Origin of the sequence: Phaeobacter gallaeciensis, assembly GCF_001678945.1 — a bacterium.
Lineage (GTDB): Bacteria > Pseudomonadota > Alphaproteobacteria > Rhodobacterales > Rhodobacteraceae > Phycobacter > Phycobacter gallaeciensis_A.
This window is the reverse complement of record NZ_CP015124.1, coordinates 2,146,397-2,164,601: the sequence shown is the minus strand read 5'-3', so window position 1 is coordinate 2,164,601 and position 18,205 is coordinate 2,146,397. Positions and strand designations below refer to the sequence as shown.

Here is an 18,205-nt window from a genome sequence, read left to right as displayed (position 1 = left end):
TGTCTCCGTTTGGTCTAGTGCTCGCGGGGGTCCAGCGCATCGCGCAGACCATCGCCAAGAAGGTTGAAGCCCAGCACCACGAGAAAAATCGAGATGCCCGGCCACATGGCCATCCAGGGGGCTTGATTGAGGAAATTCTTCGCTGTGTTCAGCATCGATCCCCAGCTGGGCGCGGGCGCCTGCTGGCCAAGGCCGAGGAAGGACAGAGAGGCCTCGGCGATGATCGCCGTGGCAATGGTCAGGGTTGCCTGCACCAGGATCGGCGGCAGCACGTTGGGCAGGATATAGCGGCGCAGGATCTTGGGCGTCGGCAGGCCGATGGCCAGGGCGCTGTCCACGTAGTCTTCGGAGCGCACGGTCAGCACCTGCCCGCGGGTCAGGCGGATGAAGATCGGCGTGGCCGAGATCCCGATGGCGATCATCGCATTTGTCAGCGACGGACCAAGAAAGGCCGCCAGCGCAATCGCCAGGATCAGGAAGGGTGCCGCCAGCAGGGCTTCGGTGCAGCGCGAGATCACCGCATCGGTCCAGCCGCCGAAATAGCCGGCCAGAATGCCGAGTGGCACGCCAAGGGCGAGGGCAATCCCGACCGAGACCACACCGGCCAGAAGCGAGGCCTGCGCCCCCCAGATCAGGCGGGACAGCACATCGCGGCCAATCTCATCCGTGCCCATCCAATGGGCGGCCGAGGGCGCCTTGCGCACGGCGCCCCAGTCGGTGGCGGCGGGATCAGGGATCGGCAGCACGGGGGCCAAGAGGGCAATCGCCACGAAGAAGGCCACCAGAATGCCGCCGAACAAGGCGCTGCGGTGAGAGCGGAACTTCTTCCAGACGCGGTTCTTGCCGTCGCTGATTGCATCCTGCTCGGGGGTGAAGGGGGCTGTTGCTTCGGTCATCTTATTGCCCTCTCAGCCGTGGATTGAGGATGAAATACAGCGCATCGGCCAGAAGGTTCATAAAGATAAAGCCGACCGCGGTCACCAGAACGATACCCTGCACCACCGCATAGTCGCGGTTGAACACCGCATCGACGACCATCTTCCCAAAGCCGGGAATGGTGAAGATCTGCTCGGTCAGGACGGCGCCAGCCACCAATTCGCCGAACAGCAGCGCGGTCAGGGTGACAATCGGGGTCAGCGCGTTGCGGAAGGCGTGTTTCAGGACCACTCGGCGTTCGGTCAGCCCCTTGGCACGGGCGGTGCGGACGTAATCGGCGCTGAGCACGCCCAGCATGGCCGAGCGGGTGTGCCGCATCATCGTGGCGGCAAGGGCGGTGCCCAGCACGAAGGCAGGCATCAACATGGTGCGGATCGACTGCGCGAAATCCTCGGACAGGGGCACATAGCCGGATGCGGGCAGCAGCTGCCATTTCACCGACACCAGCAGGATCAGCATGATGCCAAGCCAGAAGTTGGGGATCGACAGACCCGAAAGGGCAACCACATTGGCCAGGTAATCGGTCAGCGTACCCTTGCGGTAGGCCGACAGGATGCCCGCAGGCACGCCGATAGTCAGGGCAAAGATCATCGACATCGCCGCCAGTTGCAGCGTCACCGGCAGTTTCTGCATCATCAGCTCGGTGACCGGCTGGTTGGTACGCAGCGAAATCCCGAGGTCTCCCTGCAGGGCATTGGTGATCCATGTGAAATACTGCACGATGATGGGATCGTTCAGGCGGTATTTCTCGCGCAGCAGTTCCAGCACCTCGGGGTCGCGCTCTTCTCCGGCGAGCACCAGAAGCGGATCCCCCGGCAGCAGCTTTTGCAGGGCGAAGACAAAGATCGAGATCAGTATGATCGTGGGCACCGCAATCAGGATGCGGCGCATGAGGAACAGGAACATCGGGCAGACCTGACGGATTGGCTGCGACCCCGAGGGGCCAGAAGATCTGCGCCGCCCGCGCGCAGGGCGGGGCGGCGCAGGGTGGGTATCACTCGTTCCAGGTGACGCCTTCGAGGCGGATCATCCCGTCCGGATAGGCGGTGAAGCCTTCCAGATTGGTGTTATGCGCCCAGATCCAGGTCTGATGGTAGAGGTAGACAATCGGCGATTCCTCGACCAGCACGTCGCGTGCGGCATCATAGGACGCCTTGCGGGCCTCGGTGCTGGCGGCAACGCGGGCCGCGTTCAGCGCCTCATCCACGGCAGGGTTCGAGTATTTGCTGTCGTTGAGGCCACCGTTCGTGGTCATGAACTGGTGGATGTTGCCATCGGGATCGACCCGGCCGGACCAGCCGATCTGGCTGGCGGTGTAGTCACCGGCGGATTGATCGGCCAGCAGGGTGGCGAACTCTTTCGAGACGATCTTCACGTCGATGCCTGCTTCGGCGGCCATGGCCTGAACCACCTGCATCAGCTGCAGCGGAACGGTGGTGTTGGGGACCTGTACTTCCAGCTCCAGACCATCGGGATACCCGGCTTCGGCCAGCAGTTCCTTGGCCTTGGCCACATCGCGGCCCGGAACCGGGTAATCGGCGTCATACCAGGGCGAGGTCGGCGGATAGGGCTGGTTGCCAGCGGCAAAGGCGCCTTCAAAGACCACCTGGTTGATCGCGTTGCGGTCGATGGCATAGCTGAACGCCTGACGCAGGCGCGCGTCGTTGCCCCAGGGGTTGTCGCCCTTTTCACCGTTGTTCAGGTTGAAGGTGATGCCCTGATAGCCCAGCGAAACCGCGTCGGCGACAGCGATATTCGCATCTGCATTGGCCTGTGCCAGGTCGGTGGCGGCCAGACGCTCCAGCATGTCGATATCACCCGACTGCAGGTTGGCCAGACGCACGGTGGTGTCCGGGATCGGCAGGAAGGTCACGCTGTCAAAGGCGATCTTGTCGGCGTTCCAGTAGTCCGGGAACCGCTTCAGGACGATCTTGTCCTGGGCGACACGCTCTTCAAAGCTGAACGGGCCGGAGCAGACCGGGTTGAGGCCGAAATCCACGCCTGCTGTCGCGGCGGCGGTGGGCGACATCATCATGCCGGCACGGTCGGCCAGCTGCGCCAGAAGCGTCGCGTCGGGGCCTTTGAGGTTCAGCTTGATCTCATACTCGCCGGTCACTTCGGTCGAGGTGATGGAGGACAGCTCGGATTTGCGGCGCGATTCATCGAGGGTCTTGGAGCGTTCGATATTCGCGGCCACGGCCTCGGCGTTGAAGGGGGTGCCATCGTGGAATACCACGCCTTCGCGCAGCTGCATGGTGACGGTCATGCCATCCTCGGACACCTGCCATGCGGTGGCCAGCTGCGGGATGATTTCCAGATCCGGGGTGATGTCGACCAGCTTGTCGCAGAGCGAGGCATAGACGATGCGGCCCACGAAGGTGCGCGACTGATCCGGGTCCAGCACGTCGGCGTCCGATTGCAGGCCGATGCGCAGATCCTTGGCGCTGGCGCCGGTGGTCATCATCCCCAATGCGGTGGCGCCGAGAAGGGCAGCCATCAGGGTGGGTTTCAAGTGTTTCATCGTCTTGGTCCTCTCTGTCGGGTCTTGCTTTTGGTTACGGTTGGTTCTGGGGGTGTTCTGATGGGATTATTCCGGCGTCAGCGGGGTGACCTTGGCGCCTTCGATGGCGGCGCGGTACAGGGCAAACCGTTCTTCGGCAGCAGCGGAATGGGGGGCCTGCTGCGGCGCACCGGCCGGAGCGTCGATCTCCTGCCAGTGGTGGCAGGCCACCTGATGTGATGCGCCCTCCACGGCGGACAGATCCGGTACCGTGGTTTTGCAATCCGGCCGCGCAAAGGGGCAGCGGGTGTGAAACCGGCAGCCGGGCGGCGGTGCGGCGGGGCTGGGCATTTCGCCGGTCAGCGTCGTCATGCGGTCCTCGCCCTCGGGGCGGGGCGCCGGGATCGAGGCCAGCAGGGCCTGGGTGTAGGGATGGTGCGGGGCGCTGAAGACCTCTTCGGCGGTGCCCATTTCCACGATACGGCCCAGATACATGACGGCGACACGGTCGCTCATGTGGCGGATCACGCCCAGATCATGGGCAATGACGACCAGCGTTACCCCCAGTTCGCGGCTGAGATCACCCAGAAGGTTGATCACCTGCGCCTGTACCGAGACATCCAGCGCCGAGACCGGCTCATCCCCGATGACCAGTTTTGGTCCGGTGATCAGGGCGCGGGCAATGCCGATCCGCTGTCGTTGCCCGCCGGAGAATTCATGCGGATAGCGGCCCGCGTGTTCTGCGGGCAGGCCGACCTTCTGCATGATGTCGGCCACCTTGGCGCGGCGTTCGGCGGCGCTCAGCTCGGGGGCGTGGACCTCCAGCGGTTCTGCGATCAGCTTGCCCACGGTCATGCGCGGGTTGAGCGAGGAAAACGGATCCTGAAAGATGAACTGCATATCGCGGCGCAGCCGGGTCAGATCCGGTCCGGCGGCATGGCTGATGTCCTTGCCGTCAAAGACGACCTCCCCCGACGTGGGCTCCAGCAGCCGCATCAGCAACCGCGCGAGGGTGGATTTGCCGCAACCGGATTCGCCGACGATGGCAAAGGTCTCGCCGCGCTTCACCTCAAGCGAGATCCCGTCGACCGCCTGCACCACCGGGGATTTCTTCAGAAAGCCGACGCCGCCGAAATGTTTGGTCAGCGCGTCGGTGCGGAGAATCATGTCCTTGCTGCTCATGCCTGCACCGCCACATGGGTTTCCAGAGGGGCGAAATGGCAGGCGACGCTGTGATCGTCTGCAAGCGTTCTGAGATCGGGCCGCGTGCTGCAGGCGGCAGCGGCAAAGGCGCAGCGCGAGCGGAACCGGCAGCCTTCGGGCATGTTGCGGATCGCCGGAACCGAACCTGGCACCGTGGCCAGACGTTCGCCGGGGCGATCAAGGCGCGGCATCGCGCTCATCAGGCCGATTGTATAGGGATGCTGAGGGTTGGCGAAAATTTCCTGAGTGGGGCCCTGTTCGACCACTTCCCCGCCGTACATGACGGCAACGCTATCGGCCACTTCGCCAACGACCCCCAGATCATGGGTGATCATGATGGTGCCCATGCCGGTGTCGCGGCGCAGATCGCAGATCAGATCAAGGATCTGCGCCTGGATGGTCACATCCAGCGCGGTGGTGGGTTCATCGGCGATCAGCAGCTGCGGATCATTGGCCAGCGCCATGGCGATCATCACCCGCTGACGCATACCACCGGACAATTGGTACGGATATTCGCCAAGCCGTTGACGTGGCGCGGGAATGCCGACCTTCTCCAGCATCTGATGGGCGCGTTCCATTGCCTCGGCCCGGGTGCCACCCTGATGCTGCAGCACGGTTTCTGCGATCTGGTCGCCAACCGTGAAGGACGGGTTGAGCGAGGTCATCGGTTCCTGAAAGATCATCGCGATCTGATTACCACGTTGATCGGCGGGCAGGTTTTCCTGACGCAGATCGTAGGATTTCCCAAGGAAATCGAGATTTCCGGACAGAACTTCTGAGGATCCTTTGGGCAATAGCCCCATGATCGACATTGCGGTCACGCTTTTGCCGCAACCCGATTCGCCGACGATACACAGGATTTCACCGGGGGAGACTTTCAGGCTCATACCGTTGACGGTGGCCTTCTCCTGGCCACGAAACCGCAGTGTAAAGTCTTCGAGGCGCAGAATATCCGCCGGTCCTGCATCTGTCTGAATCTGCCCTGTTGGCATATGCGGCCTCCCCGGCCTTTGAATTGGTCTGGATCATTTGTACCAATTCACTATTGGTTCAAATTGAGCAGCTGTCAACGCCCTCGATATCATCCAGGCGGACCACCGGGAAAATCTGACAAAAATTTAGGCAGGCGGGAAGGAGGGGGTGTGCCGAAGGTTCACGCGCAGCGGGCGCGCTCAGCCTTGGCGGGTGGCGGCAAGGGTTGTTTTTCAGCGGGCAACGCACGGACGCCTCGTTGAAAAAAGGGAGAGCTGAAAACGCCGGACGCAACGGCAGGCCCGCGGCGTGATCGCGCTCACGCCGCGCCCGATGCTGGGAATACGCCTTTAGGATCTGCCGCTAGTGATTGAGAACTGTGATTTCCACGTCGCCACAGCCCAGGTCGCTGATGTGCTGGCGAATCTCGGCCTCGTAATTGGGGTTCATGATAATGATGGTCCGCACCCCCTGATCGCGCGCCGCTTCGGGCGGGAGGATCGGAGTGGCGGTTATCGGCATGAAACAGCCTTGCTTTGCAGTGTTGAGATCAATGGCGAAGTCAATCGGCGCGTCCTCTGTGCTGTTGAAAAGCAGGGAAAAGGTCACGCCCTTGGAAGCCGCACCCCAAAGCGCGATGGGCCCCACCTTGCGCCGGGTCTCAAGATAGCCTTGCCACTGAGACCTGATTTGATTGGTCTCGGATACATACCGTTTGGCTGCGGCATCGTCGATTGTCGGCAGGGTGGGGTCGGATGCCTCCTGTGACGGCATCATCCGGGCCGAGATCCACATGTACTGATCGTCATAGGCGGGCACGACCTCACAGGCCAGGCCATGGCGGGCCAGAAGCGTTGCAACGGATCTTGGCGTGTAGATCGAGCAGTGCTCGTAGAAGAAGTCCTGAAAGGCCAGGTTGCGCAGAATCCAATCGGCGTCCGGCGTTTCCAGGAAAAGGCTCCGCTCCGGCGTCATTGACGCTGCCAGCGCCTCGGCAAAGGCCTGAACATCGTTGATATGCTCGATCGTGTGGCGTGAGCAGATGACATTGGCCTCTGCGGGAATTTTATCGATCTGATCGGGGGTGAACATGACCCGGTGGACCACGGCGCCGTCAGGCAGGTTGTCATCGCCCGTGAACGAAGGGTCAAATCCGGTCAGCGAGGCAACACGGCCTTTTCCACGCGCGTGAAGCAGGGCCATGAAATCGCCCTCGCCACAGCCGATTTCAACATAGTGAATGGGCTGATCTTCGGGCACCGAGGCGAGAATTCGGTCGGCCATGGCATCAAGGTGGGCCAGGTAATAGGGTGATGCGGTGACGTCGTTGTTGTATCCGGCATCATAGGAAATATGGGACGGGTCAAACTCATCGTTCCAGACGAAACCACAGGCAGCGCACCGCAGGATATGCAGCGCCCCGGTCGGAAATGTTCGCGCGGCATCCGGGGTTTCCAGAGCGACATTCTGAAGTGAGGGGACCTGCGGGCGGCGCTCAAGCGTCAGATTCCCAAGTGCATTCTCGCAAACCGGGCAGGAGGAAATTGAAGCCTTCGTCATTCAGATTGACCCTTCTAGTCACTTTTTGTGCCCGAATCCTGCCACAAGAGGATTAAGGAAAGCTTTGAGGTCCGCATGGCTTGTGCCTTGGGCGAAGGTTGGGGGGGGGCGGTTGTGAAGAGGGAATCACGCCGAACTTCTGCGTCTGGATTGGGCAGTTGCGGCAAGCGTGCGCAGGCGTGGTTGTCGTTCAGGGATGGTTTGCGTCCGAGAAAACCGGAGCATTCGCACCGATGTATCTATCGGTGTGTGATCAGTGATTTGAGTGTCTTGAAGAAAGTGGTGAGCCGTGCAGGACTGTACGGGGTGAGGGAAATCAAAGGCTTGCGCTGGCGAACCGGAAATTCCCACCCCTTGATATGATTGGGCTCTTCGGGCCTCCGGCGAACCGTTTCAGGGGTCTCAGAAACCGAAAGGCCGCTGACTGGGCTGGCACCCGCGTCAACGGCCAAATCGAAAAGTTTGCTCTGAATGGATACCAGATCGCACCCGTGATCGCAATCGCGGGAGGGGCCGATGTCTGAGCTTCTGCCCTTCTGCAAGATCAAGCTGCAATACCTGCTGGAGATGGTCACCGACCACGAGCTGGACGACAACGCCCTGCGCGTGGCGCTCTACCTGGCGCTGGCACATGCTGACCATGAGACCGGAGAGAGCCGCCCCTCGTTCGAGACCATCGGCGCGGCCATCGGCAAGCACGCCAAGTCGGTCAAGCGGGCGCTGAACAAGGTCGAGGCGGCGGGTTACATGACCATCGAGCGCGGGACCAACAAGGGGAACTCGTCGCGTTATCGTCCGACCGAAGCGGCCATGAAACGGGCAACCGAGCGTCGCCGGGAGGGGGACAAGGTTGTCCCGCTTGGCCGCGCCAAAGGGGGACAATCCTGTCCGCAAAGCGGGACAGACCTGTCCGCGAAAGGGGGACAGGATCGCCCCCCGAACAGAGAACAAGAACTTAGAAAAGAACGAGGGCGCGCGTCCGCGCCGGATTTGCCCGATGAAGGGCAATCCGGCGAAACCCGCTCAAAACGAGCCCCGGACGGCCAGCACCTGGTCTTCGTGCCGAGGGGCATCTGCTTTGTCCGTGACTGGAACGAGAGGTTGGCTCGGGAAGGCATGACCACGCTGGAACGCAGCCTGCCCATGTCACCGCACGAACATCACTTGGGATACTGGCTTCCGGCACGGACACCGGCCCCAGTGGGCAGCACAGAATGGCGGGATCAGCTTGATTTCCTGCGGAATCTGATCCGCGAGACGTCTGAAAACGCGGAGCACCGCCATGCGATCTGAGGAAACAGCAAGGCGACCCATGTCATACGCTGGCGCGGATGACACGGGACCTTGCGAGGGGCGGCAAGCCTCCCCTTCGAACCCCACCGGCGCGGGCAGGACCCGCGCAAAGGAGCCGCTGACGGAGACCTTCGTCTTCCGTTGCACGGCGGCTGAGAAAGCCGAGCTGCGCGCCAAGGCCGAGGCCGCAGGCCTGCCCGCCGCAACGCTCCTGCGTGAGGCGCTTGGCCTGACCGAGGCGCGCCGCCGCAAGCCCGTGCCGCGCGTCGATCCGGCGCTGGTGCTGGCGGTCGGGCGCATTGGCGGCAACCTCAACCAGATCGCACGCTGGCTGAACCGCGCGATGCTGGCGGGGCGCACCGACCTCGACAGTCTGACCGTCGCGCGCCGCCTGCTGGTGATCGAACGCCAGCTTGCCCAGCTCCTCGAAGAGGCGCGGCGGTGCTGATCAAGTTCTTCCCCAATGGCAAAGGCGCGGGCGCGGGGCCGGTCGGCTATCTCGTGGCCGAGCGCGTGCTGGCCTATGACGGCAACCGCGACCTGATCCGCGATGCCGACGGCCAGCTCTTGATGGTGACGCGCGAGCCCTTGCCCGAGGTGTTACGTGGCGACCCGAGCCGCACCGAGGCGCTGATCGACGCCAGCCGCCACCAATGGAGCTACCGCGCTGGCGTGATCAGCTTTGCCGCCCAGGATGCCCCCAGTGAGGCGCAGCAGGCCGAGGTCATGGATGCCTTCGAGCAGCTGGCCTTCGCCGGGCTGGACGGCGAGCAGTATGACATTCTCTGGGTCCGCCACAGCCACGAGGATCGCGTAGAGCTGCACTTCTGCACACCGCGCCTTGAGCTGACCACCGGGCGCAGCCTTAACATCGCACCGCCGGGCTATCAGGATACCTATGACAGCCTGCGCGACATGATGAACCAGCGGCACGGCTGGGCCGACCCGATGGAGCTGGAGCGCGTGCAGGAGGTGCGCGACACCATCGAGACCCCGACCCGTGCCCATGGCCGCGACGAGCTGCATGCGTGGATCCTCGATCAGATTTCGATGGGTCTGATCGAGGATCGCGCCAGCATGATCGACGTGCTCACGGACGCAGGCTTCGAGTTGCCCCGCGTCGGCAAGGCCTACCTGACTGCCCAGGACCCCGAGACCGGCGAGCGCTGGCGCCTGAAAGGAGAAGTTTTCCATGAAGACTGGCAAGCCGACCCGGCTGAGCGAGAAATTGAACGCGGAGCTGGACACGATACGCCAGGACTACGCCGACTCGATGGCATCCCAGCTGGAGAGCTTCAGGACCGATTTGACAACCATTGCGAGCGACGCGCGGCGTACCATCGAGAACGATACGCGCCGCTTCCTGAACGAGAACAGGAGCTTGTTCGAGACGCGGACCGAACAGATCAGGCGCTGGCTGACGATCTCGCCTTGGGTGATTTCGGGGCTGATCGTGACGGGGATCGCCTCGATGATGGCCGTGAGCTGGTTCTGGACGGTGCTGCTGACGCGCTCGGAGCTGACGGAACTGGGCCTGACGCGGATCGACCAGGGGGAACAGACCTGGCTGACTCTGGACCCCGACAGGACCGAGCTGAAGACCTGCACACTGGCCGGGACGCCAGTCATCTGCATCAAGATCGAGGAGAGATGAATGACGACGCCCCTGACAGCCTTGGAGCGCGACTTGCTCGCCTGCGTCGAGCGGTTGGTGACGGCCTGCGAAACCTCAGCGCAGGAATTGAGCGGGTTAGAGGCGCGCTCGACGAAGAGGCTGCAAGCCCAGTTGGATGGTATCGCGGGTTGCGCGACGTTGCTCATACGCTCGCAGATCGCGTCAATGCAGGCGTTGCGTGGCTTGCTGAGCGAAGAGGCCACCTACAACGCGCTGGACGCGAAGTTGAACGAGAGCTTGAGCTTAGCGAAGGACGCCGAAGAGTGGCTGAAACAGAGCTAGAGGCGCGGGAGCGGGACATGGACCGGGGGCTGACGCATTAGTCTATTGAAGAATTGCAAAATCTGCTAGGAATCCGAAGCGGTAGCCGGTTCTCCACCGTTGCCTTGGCATCAGTCATTGAGAAAAAATTGACATTTGCCCCGTATTTTCTTATCTACAGTTCGTGCCTACACGCACTTTTGCGCGAAACGATGGAACTCAACATCACGCTTGAGCATCGGTGCGCCAGAGTGTTGGATGGGATGCTGGAGAGACCGGAACCATGTTCTGGAGTCGATTTGGCTGACTGCCGCAGCGGAAGTGAGAGACGTGATAGGCAACGAAATTCTGAATACCTAAGGAGGGCTGTGTTGCAGTCCTCCTTTTCATTTTCAGAAGAAATCGTTTGAAAACATATTGATATGCGTGCCGCCGGCCACACTCCGTTTGTCGCCGTGGCAATCGGTGAACTCGCCAGAAATGGTGGTGGTGTCGCCTTCACCTTCCGAGACATTGAAGTGCCGTGTATCATCAATCCGGCATCCGAAACGAAAACAGCTGTTTAATTTGCACGAGCGCCTGTGCGGCGCTCCAGAATCGGGAAGCGCGTGCTTCTCCTTCCCGAAGACAAAGAATCGTTCCTTGTCGTCAACAGCGTACTTGGTTTTGTAGCTTGTCTTCTTCCGAGGTCTTACGCGTCGGCGGAGCCTCTGCAGACTCGCGTCGACGCTATCAGCAATCTGCGAATTGCACGGATCGGCGGCAATTGTCTCCTGTAAACCTGCAAGCGCAGGACACTTGAAATTTCTAAGCGGCAAAGACAACAACGGCGCGTCTGAGCCATCGTTGAAGTGACGCGCCAAGTAATTGATTGTTTTTGCAAGCTTGCTGAGCCTATCGTGCAAAAAATTCTGATAGTTTCTCGAAGCCCGAGTGACATCGATTTCACAAACCAAAGCAGCTGATCGGATGCACTTAGCTAGGCCCGCACTCTCCTGATCAATAAGAAGCAACAAACCATCAGCACTGCCGAGCCTCTGCTCAACAAATGCTTCTAAGTCATCCGACGTGGTAAACTCACGAACATCAACTGCATTGACGACTTGACGCACCTTCCTCTGCGCAAGAAATCCTCGCTTGAAGGCTTCTTGCGGGAAGGTTTTGTTCTTTTGAGCACCTACGAACTGCCGCAACGAATCGTCACGAGTCGCAACAAGAAGCAGTATCTCCATTAGTCGGAAATGAGCTTGGCAATAATTCTAGCAGGAATGATGATCTCTGATTGGTCCTTTTCAGGCAAAGACTTTACGATCGAAAGAAAATCCAGTGTTACCTTGCGGTGATTTCCGGGTAAATCACCCCTTCTTTTGCCACCACCTGCATCGAGGCTAACCTCGGGAAATTCGTAGTCTGCATCAAAAGGCACAAGAGCAAGCTTTGCCTTTTGGCTAGGATGTTGGATAAGCTTGAAGCCTCCGTCTCCTTGCATTTCTTCTGCAAATGACTTCAGTCGCTTGTCTCCCAAAATGTCCTTGTAGTCCAGATCCTTATGCTCCTTGAGCTCGCTGGGGACATCGGCCAGCAGCAGTAGCTTCTTTGGCGTTTGCCAATGAGCATTCACGCGCTCAACTAAGAAATCTCTGAGCTGCTTCTCGTCCATTGGGTACCTTTTCCTTTCCTCATTGCCGACGACCACTACTTCAAATGGCCTTTCAGTAAACTATTTCTTTGCTTCCATGAACACTTTCATGGGAAGTGCAACGCCAGATAGATGGAGCACACTTCTTTCAGCCTGCGTTGTAACGCCGATCAAACGTGCCTCAAAACAATGTCCTTTATCTCCGCTGGCGCAAAAGCCACATCCCAAGACCACAGCCCAAACCCTCCCACATCATTCACCGCCTCCACCCACTCTGCCAACGCATCTCTTTTTGCCTTGTTCTGTGGGCTGTCCGTACCTTTGATCTCCAACGCCAAAAGCTTTCCGCTGGTGAGCTTCACTAGAAAATCAGGAATGTATCGCCGACGAGAGCCAGACCACAAATACTGAATTTGAAATCCGAGGTGATCGTTCTTCGCATACGCCAATACTTCGTCTGACTGCTCAAACACATTGGCTGCATGCCCTTCCCAGGAGGAATCCCCCACCAAATGGCTGATATGTGACTTAAAAGCAGGGAAGTTGGGCTTGGTCGTGTACCAGGTGCGCATTTGTCCCGTGGAGCCGATTGGGTTTTCTTCGTCGAAGATCGGCGTCAACTTTGTCCTGTTCTGCTCAAAAACGCTTTGCATGAGATGCTGAACAACCAGATCGATGTTGAGTGCGATCAGAATGCGACGCCTTAGAGGATCGGAGTGGAAAAGCGACGGAACATGCAGCGCCCCGGAGTCGATGAATTCTTCGACTATCCGGACAAGTTGCGCGGCAAGCAGGTCTTCCGACCCTTTGAAGCTATGAGACAGACCAGCGAACCCCTTTCGGGCTGCTTGAAACACGAGGCGTTGAAGCCTGAAGCCGTCCGGGAGCTTTTCCAAGTCAATCGAGGAAACTTTGCCCATGTCGGTTGCACCGCCTAGAGCAGGGGCTAGGTCCGCGCTGATGGGCGTGGAGGCAGGATCAAGCGTAAGCGTCTCAACGGCCGACCATTCGACAGACAACTCGCGACGGACAACCGACTCGACACGAACCACGTTCGGCCATTTGATCTCCAGATTGGCACGTTCAGGAATGACTTCAATCTGTGTTGTCGGTTTAGGCGGAGGTGGCGCTTCACCGGGTTCCCCAGCTTCGGAGATTGAAAGAGGAACGCCGAAGACGTTCACGTATTCCGGTAGAAACAGACCATTCTCGTCGGTATCATAGGAAACCCGCCGAAGTCCCCGACCAACGACTTGTTCGCACAGCAACTGCGACGTGAAGGCGCGCAGACCCATGATGTGGGTGACGTTCTTTGCATCCCACCCCTCGGATAGCATCGCCACCGAAATCACGTTCTGAAGGTCTTGCCCGGCCTGACCGCGTTTGCCGACATTGTCGATGATCTCGCGGAGCAGTTCTTCCTTCTTCAGCTCGCCGAGCTGACGCTTCCTCGTTTCAGGAATGTCAGAGGCCTCAACGATCTCCTGAAGGCGCTGATCATACGCCTTGTCCGACGTTGCTGCTTCGCCAATCTCCGCCTTGTCCAGCACCTTCGAGTCAACGCGAAGGGTTTTATTCGGGGCCTGAAGCTCCGGCCAATGGGCATCGCCCTGGTTGAAATAGTTTTCAATCCGGGCTGCTGTCTCTGTCCGATTGCAGACTGTCAACATGACCGGCGGCGAGTGATGCCCGGCTTCGGCCCAGTCCTTTGCCGTCTCACGCCAATCCGCCCCAAGCAGCGTGTAAGCGTCCTGAACCAGCTTTGGCAAAGCTTCGTGCGGTTCAGCCTTGGCACGGTTCAGGTCTTCGGAGACCGACTTGTCACGATAGATGTGGTAGAGCCTTGATTGCAGCGTTTTGGCATCTGGCAGCGCATCATCCCGCACCACAACGCGCGGCGTCTTCACCAGCCCCGCCTCAATTGCGTCATTCAGCCCGAAATCCGAGATGATCCAATCGAACAATGCCGTGTCAGTGCTCTTCTTGCCCGTCGGGGCAAATGGCGTCGCGGACAGATCGAAACAACGTTGGATGCGCCGCGTTTTGTGGATGCGGTCCAAGCCTTCGATCCAGCGCGTGGCCTCGTCCAGGTCGATACCTTGATCCGCTGCCTGCTTCTTGGAAATCTTCAGCTCAGGCGGCTTCCGATAAGCGTGGTGCGCCTCGTCGTTGATGACGATGATGTCCTTGTGCGCGGCCAGCTTGCCCAGAACGCGACGGGTGAAGGCCTCGTCGGACTCCTTGCCCTTCTGAACGACCGACCGCTGCACTTCCTTCAACGGCATCAGCGTGTGCCAGTTCTCGATCAGCACCTCGGCCTGATTCAGCTTCTGGCGCATCGACTCCGAGGGGCACAGATTGAACTCATCGTAGTAACTGCCCTCAGACGGCATTAGCACCTGCAACCGGCCCTTCACCGTCAGGCCAGGGGCCACGATGAACACCGCGCGGCTGAAATCCTTGTTTCGCTTGGGATAGGTCAGCGCGTTCAGCACCTGCCACGTGATGATCATCGCCATCACCGTCGTCTTGCCCGCGCCGGTCGCCATCTTGTTGCAGAGCCGCTCCCAGGCACCGCCATCGCCGGGCACATGGATACCCTGCTTGTAGGCTTCCGCGCCCTCGACCCACCAGATCAGTGTCTCAATCGCTTCCAACTGGCAGAAATAGAACGGATGTTGGCGCGCCGTCTCATCATGCCAATGCTCCAACAACTTACGCGTCACAATTGTCACGCCCGGATAGCCGTCCTCGCGCCACTGATCCACGCGGTCGCGGATCGTGTTGACCATGGCCAGCACTTCTGTACGCTTGGTGTTGTTGCGCGCGTCGAAGACCTCGTAACTGGCAGGCCGCCGCTTCGGCTTGATCTCCAGCTTGCCGCCTTTGCCCTCGACCCAGTGCTGCTCTGGCCGCTCCCACGGGCGGTTGATGATCAGGGACATGGCTTATCCCTCCAGCGCGACGATCTTGAGGGACTCGATGCCCCGATCATCCACGATCTTCACCGCGATCCGCTTGTTGTCACCGGCCTCGAACGGCAACGACACCGTGCCGTGGAACTGCTCCAGCAGGTCTTCGTCCAACTCCGCGCGGATTGTCTTTTTCAGCCGGTTCCAGCCGCCCTTGGCATCGGCCATGGGAAAGAACACCTGATGCGGCATCAATGACCGTTGATCGTAGTCCTGATCCAGCGACCACATGGCGATCTGCTTCTTGCCTCCGCCCTCGACCTTTCCATTCTTGGGGTTGAAGTAGTCGAAGCCATGCACCTCGACCTCCCACATCCCATCACCGCGCTTGCGCAACTCGACCTCGGGCTGGCCCATCAGCCAGAACGATTCATTGCTCGCCCGCTTCTTCTTCAGATCCTCGGTCAGCAGGTCCGTGTTCATCTGAACCTTGAGGAAGGTCATGCCCGGCACGTTCATCTCATCGATGTCCTTGGCGGCCTCCGGGTCAAAGGTGAAGGCGCAGAACAGCAGGAACTTTGGCTTCGGCATCAGCGTGTAGGCTTCGTTCATTGCCTCTTCGACCTGGCGCTGCTCCAACGCGGCATGTTCGGGGCCGAAACTTACCACCACGCGCTCGCCTGTATCTGCGACCGAGCCGCTGGCATGGAGGAACTTGGTGCCGGGGATCACCTCGAACTCGGCAAAGCGCATCATGTTGCCGCCCTTGCCGCGCACACCGGTTTTCAGCAGCTCATCGCGCCAAAGCGACTGGCGCGAGGTCTCGCCAGAGCGGGCAACGGTGCTGTCAGCCTCTTCCGCCGGCAGGGTTTCGTCGAGGGACAGCACCGTAGGCGCAGGCACTGCCTCAACGCTGAACGGGCCGGTGATCCGCAGCTTGTTCTTGTCGATGCGGGGCTTGTCGTAGAGCGTTTCCTGATCGGCGTGATCGGCGATGGATTGGTCCATGCGGCGCTGCATGGCTTGGCGGGCTTTGTGGAATGCCTCGAACGGGGCCTTGGCCGCCTCGGGCCAACCCTCGGGCAGGTCAAACGGCACCTCCCATTCCTCCAGCACGTCGCCATCGCGGAATGAGACCTGTTTGCCCTTGCGATAGCCTTGCGTGGGCTTGATCGGCAGCGGGGGCGCGGATTTGAGCGCGGCGTTCAAATCGTCCAGCGCCGCCGCGATCTTGGGATGATCCTCGTCATGGATCGTGTCGATGTCGGGGTTGTTGGCGATGGATTTCAGCGTGATATGCGGCACGGTTTCATAGTCGAAGCCGCCCTTCAGCCCCTCATGGGGATAGCGCAGGGCGTAGTAATCGAAACTGGCGGTCATCAGCCGCTGCTTGGCCAACGTGACCGCCACGCGCGAGGTGTCACAGGTGATCCACCGCCGCCCCCATTTCTCGGCGACGAAAGCGGTGGTGCCGGAGCCGCAGGTGGGATCGAGTACCAGGTCGCCGGGATCGGTGGTCATCAGGAGACAGCGTTCAATTGCATTGGGAGCAGTCTGCACAACGTAAACTTTGCCATCTCCAAAGGCATTTTGTCTCGTGTCAGTCCAAAGTGAGTTGAGCGGACGAACACGGCCGCTATCCCGATAAGACTTCCACCAGAGCGAATTACCTTGCTGACGAAAATAGCCAGCCCTAAGGACCCTTGGCATTCCTTCATCGACGCTAGTTGACCAGCCACGACTCCCACCGGGTTTGAAGGTCTTCTTGAAGGCAGTGAATTGTCGTCGGCTGTTTTCGTCGCCCGACTGTGACGATGGGTTTTCAAGCTTTAGAATTCGGCCATCAGGGAAATCTTCTTCGCCGGTTTTTTGTTTTACGGACAAGTCAATGATGTGGCCTTCAGGAGTCTCTACGCAGACATACCGTTCCTTCGGATTGTCAATTGCAGGGCCCACGGTAAGCAACCGATTGTGCTTCAGCTGGCTTTTGTCCTTGCCATACCAAAGAATGTAATCCGTGATTTGCGCCAACAGCCCGGATGTTTGTCCTGTGGTAGCGCTGTAGGCAATCAGTCCAGCATAGTTTTCAGCGCCAAAGACTTCCTCCATCAACTCCCGAACGTGGTGCAAATTTTCATCCGAAATCTGCACGAACACCGACCCGCTCTCGGTCAGCAATTCCCTCGCCAGCATCAGCCGGTCGCGCAGATAGGTGAGGTAGGAATGGATGCCCAGTTCCCAAGTGTCCCGGAACGCCTTGATCATCTCGGGCTCTTGCGTCAGGTCGGCGTCTGACCGGTCCTTCACGTCGCGCTTGTTCGTAAAAGGCTGAAAGTTCGACCCGTATTTGATGCCATAGGGCGGGTCGATATAGATCATCTGCACCTTGCCGCCCATGCTCTCCTTGGTCAGGAGCGAGTTCATCACCAGCAGGCTGTCCCCCGCCACCAGCCGGTTCGACCAGCCCTTTTCGTGATGGTAGAAATCCAGCGCTTGGCGCAGCGGCAGGTTCTCAAACGGGGCGGCGAACAAGTCCGGTTGCCGCCATTGCGTCGCCGCATCCTGCCCCTTCAGCCGCCTGGCCGCATTGGCCAGGATCGTCGCCGGGTCCACCCGTTCATGGACGTGGAGCGAGACGGTATCGACCTCAAAGCTCGTCTTCTCCGCCTTGCCCGTCCAGTTCAGGTAAGGGGCCTGCAGGCGTTTGAGTTCCGTCAGCGCGTCCTTCATCCGCTCCGGATCGTCACTGGCCAATGCGTCATCAATCAGCGTCTCAATCGCCCCGCGCGCGCTGTCAAAGTTCAGCACCGGGTCCAGATGCGGGTCATAGGCCCAGGTGGATTTCTCCCCATCCGGGTCGGTGTCGGCATGCACCATCCCCACCTCGGGATTGTTCACGCGCGTTTCGTCGTGACGATAGGACAGCACCTCGGTCGGCTCATCCGATTTGCGGCTGGCCTTCTTGCGCGTGCCGGTGGTGGCCTTCGGTTCCTTTGCCACCGGAGCCGTCAGTTCCAGATCAACAACATCCGCCCGATAGACCGACCCGCCACGCCCCTTGCCACGGCCCAGCGTGCCTTCGTCGATCAGCGCATCTCTCGCCTCGGCATAGGCTTCCTCGGTCAGGGTCGGAATATGATCCCGCAGCCGCGCCAGCATCGCGCCATTGCCGATGGAAGAACCATCCTCGGGCGTTAGAGAGAGGATCAGGTCAGAAAGATCGGATGCCATATGCGCCCCTTACCCTTGAAATC

Annotated in this window: 13 protein-coding genes; 3 read left to right on the top strand and 10 right to left on the bottom strand. The window is 60.0% G+C overall.

The window, feature by feature from the left end; genetic code table 11:
- Window positions 1-14: 14 nt before the first annotated feature.
- The 6 genes from JL2886_RS10390 to JL2886_RS10365 all read right to left on the bottom strand — a co-directional run bounded on the left by JL2886_RS10390 (window position 15) and on the right by JL2886_RS10365 (window position 7,171).
- Window positions 15-896 (bottom strand): ABC transporter permease, encoded by an 882-nt coding sequence (locus tag JL2886_RS10390; protein ID WP_065271934.1) that lies wholly within the window; start codon window positions 894-896, stop codon window positions 15-17.
- A gap of 1 nt (window position 897) precedes the next feature.
- Complete coding sequence (locus JL2886_RS10385; protein WP_065271933.1) at window positions 898-1,842, bottom strand: ABC transporter permease; 945 nt, start codon at window positions 1,840-1,842, stop codon at window positions 898-900.
- 88 nt (window positions 1,843-1,930) lie between these two features.
- Window positions 1,931-3,457, bottom strand: a complete 1,527-nt coding sequence (locus JL2886_RS10380) for an ABC transporter substrate-binding protein (protein ID WP_065271932.1) — start codon at window positions 3,455-3,457, stop codon at window positions 1,931-1,933.
- Between the two features lie 66 nt (window positions 3,458-3,523).
- Window positions 3,524-4,618: an ABC transporter ATP-binding protein gene (locus tag JL2886_RS10375; protein ID WP_065271931.1), complete on the bottom strand. Its 1,095-nt coding sequence runs from the start codon at window positions 4,616-4,618 to the stop codon at window positions 3,524-3,526.
- Window positions 4,615-5,631 (bottom strand): ABC transporter ATP-binding protein, encoded by a 1,017-nt coding sequence (locus JL2886_RS10370; RefSeq protein ID WP_065271930.1) that lies wholly within the window; start codon window positions 5,629-5,631, stop codon window positions 4,615-4,617. Before JL2886_RS10370 ends, JL2886_RS10375 begins: the two co-directional genes overlap by 4 nt.
- A gap of 343 nt (window positions 5,632-5,974) precedes the next feature.
- Window positions 5,975-7,171, bottom strand: coding sequence for a class I SAM-dependent methyltransferase (locus JL2886_RS10365; protein WP_082996056.1), 1,197 nt, complete (start codon window positions 7,169-7,171; stop codon window positions 5,975-5,977).
- 516 nt (window positions 7,172-7,687) lie between these two features.
- Here JL2886_RS10365 and JL2886_RS10360 point away from each other — a divergent pair.
- From JL2886_RS10360 to JL2886_RS19220, 3 genes are read left to right on the top strand one after another with little or no spacing between them, the layout of a single operon-like run.
- Window positions 7,688-8,464 (top strand): helix-turn-helix domain-containing protein, encoded by a 777-nt coding sequence (locus tag JL2886_RS10360; RefSeq protein ID WP_065271929.1) that lies wholly within the window; start codon window positions 7,688-7,690, stop codon window positions 8,462-8,464.
- A 19-nt stretch (window positions 8,465-8,483) separates the two neighbouring features.
- A complete protein-coding gene (locus JL2886_RS10355) occupies window positions 8,484-8,912 on the top strand; it encodes a plasmid mobilization protein (RefSeq protein WP_165832686.1) in 429 nt (142 codons plus the stop codon).
- Complete coding sequence (locus tag JL2886_RS19220) at window positions 8,906-10,462, top strand: relaxase/mobilization nuclease domain-containing protein (RefSeq protein ID WP_082996055.1); 1,557 nt, start codon at window positions 8,906-8,908, stop codon at window positions 10,460-10,462. Before JL2886_RS10355 ends, JL2886_RS19220 begins: the two co-directional genes overlap by 7 nt.
- Window positions 10,463-10,792: 330 nt before the next feature.
- Here JL2886_RS19220 and JL2886_RS10335 read toward each other — a convergent pair whose 3' ends face one another.
- The 4 genes from JL2886_RS10335 to JL2886_RS10320 form a co-directional block, all read right to left on the bottom strand.
- Window positions 10,793-11,593, bottom strand: a complete 801-nt coding sequence (locus JL2886_RS10335; protein WP_156767920.1) for a hypothetical protein — start codon at window positions 11,591-11,593, stop codon at window positions 10,793-10,795.
- Between the two features lie 38 nt (window positions 11,594-11,631).
- Complete coding sequence (locus tag JL2886_RS10330) at window positions 11,632-12,060, bottom strand: hypothetical protein (protein ID WP_133245381.1); 429 nt, start codon at window positions 12,058-12,060, stop codon at window positions 11,632-11,634.
- 149 nt (window positions 12,061-12,209) lie between these two features.
- Window positions 12,210-14,984, bottom strand: a complete 2,775-nt coding sequence (locus tag JL2886_RS10325) for a BPTD_3080 family restriction endonuclease (protein WP_065271923.1) — start codon at window positions 14,982-14,984, stop codon at window positions 12,210-12,212.
- A 3-nt stretch (window positions 14,985-14,987) separates the two neighbouring features.
- The gene (locus JL2886_RS10320) at window positions 14,988-18,182 is read right to left on the bottom strand and encodes a site-specific DNA-methyltransferase (RefSeq protein ID WP_065271922.1); all 3,195 of its coding nucleotides are present in this window, start codon (window positions 18,180-18,182) and stop codon (window positions 14,988-14,990) included.
- Window positions 18,183-18,205: the final 23 nt, after the last annotated feature.

What these genes read in the sequence shown, in the direction of transcription:
- JL2886_RS10390 (WP_065271934.1), bottom strand. Translation starts at nt 896, where the DNA reads ATGACCGAAGCAACAGCCCCCTTCACCCCCGAGCAGGATGCAATCAGC.
- JL2886_RS10385 (WP_065271933.1), bottom strand. Translation starts at nt 1,842, where the DNA reads ATGTTCCTGTTCCTCATGCGCCGCATCCTGATTGCGGTGCCCACGATC.
- JL2886_RS10380 (WP_065271932.1), bottom strand. Translation starts at nt 3,457, where the DNA reads ATGAAACACTTGAAACCCACCCTGATGGCTGCCCTTCTCGGCGCCACC.
- JL2886_RS10375 (WP_065271931.1), bottom strand. Translation starts at nt 4,618, where the DNA reads ATGAGCAGCAAGGACATGATTCTCCGCACCGACGCGCTGACCAAACAT.
- JL2886_RS10370 (WP_065271930.1), bottom strand. Translation starts at nt 5,631, where the DNA reads ATGCCAACAGGGCAGATTCAGACAGATGCAGGACCGGCGGATATTCTG.
- JL2886_RS10365 (WP_082996056.1), bottom strand. Translation starts at nt 7,171, where the DNA reads ATGACGAAGGCTTCAATTTCCTCCTGCCCGGTTTGCGAGAATGCACTT.
- JL2886_RS10360 (WP_065271929.1), top strand. Translation starts at nt 7,688, where the DNA reads ATGTCTGAGCTTCTGCCCTTCTGCAAGATCAAGCTGCAATACCTGCTG.
- JL2886_RS10355 (WP_165832686.1), top strand. Translation starts at nt 8,484, where the DNA reads ATGTCATACGCTGGCGCGGATGACACGGGACCTTGCGAGGGGCGGCAA.
- JL2886_RS10330 (WP_133245381.1), bottom strand. Translation starts at nt 12,060, where the DNA reads ATGGACGAGAAGCAGCTCAGAGATTTCTTAGTTGAGCGCGTGAATGCT.
- JL2886_RS10325 (WP_065271923.1), bottom strand. Translation starts at nt 14,984, where the DNA reads ATGTCCCTGATCATCAACCGCCCGTGGGAGCGGCCAGAGCAGCACTGG.
- JL2886_RS10320 (WP_065271922.1), bottom strand. Translation starts at nt 18,182, where the DNA reads ATGGCATCCGATCTTTCTGACCTGATCCTCTCTCTAACGCCCGAGGAT.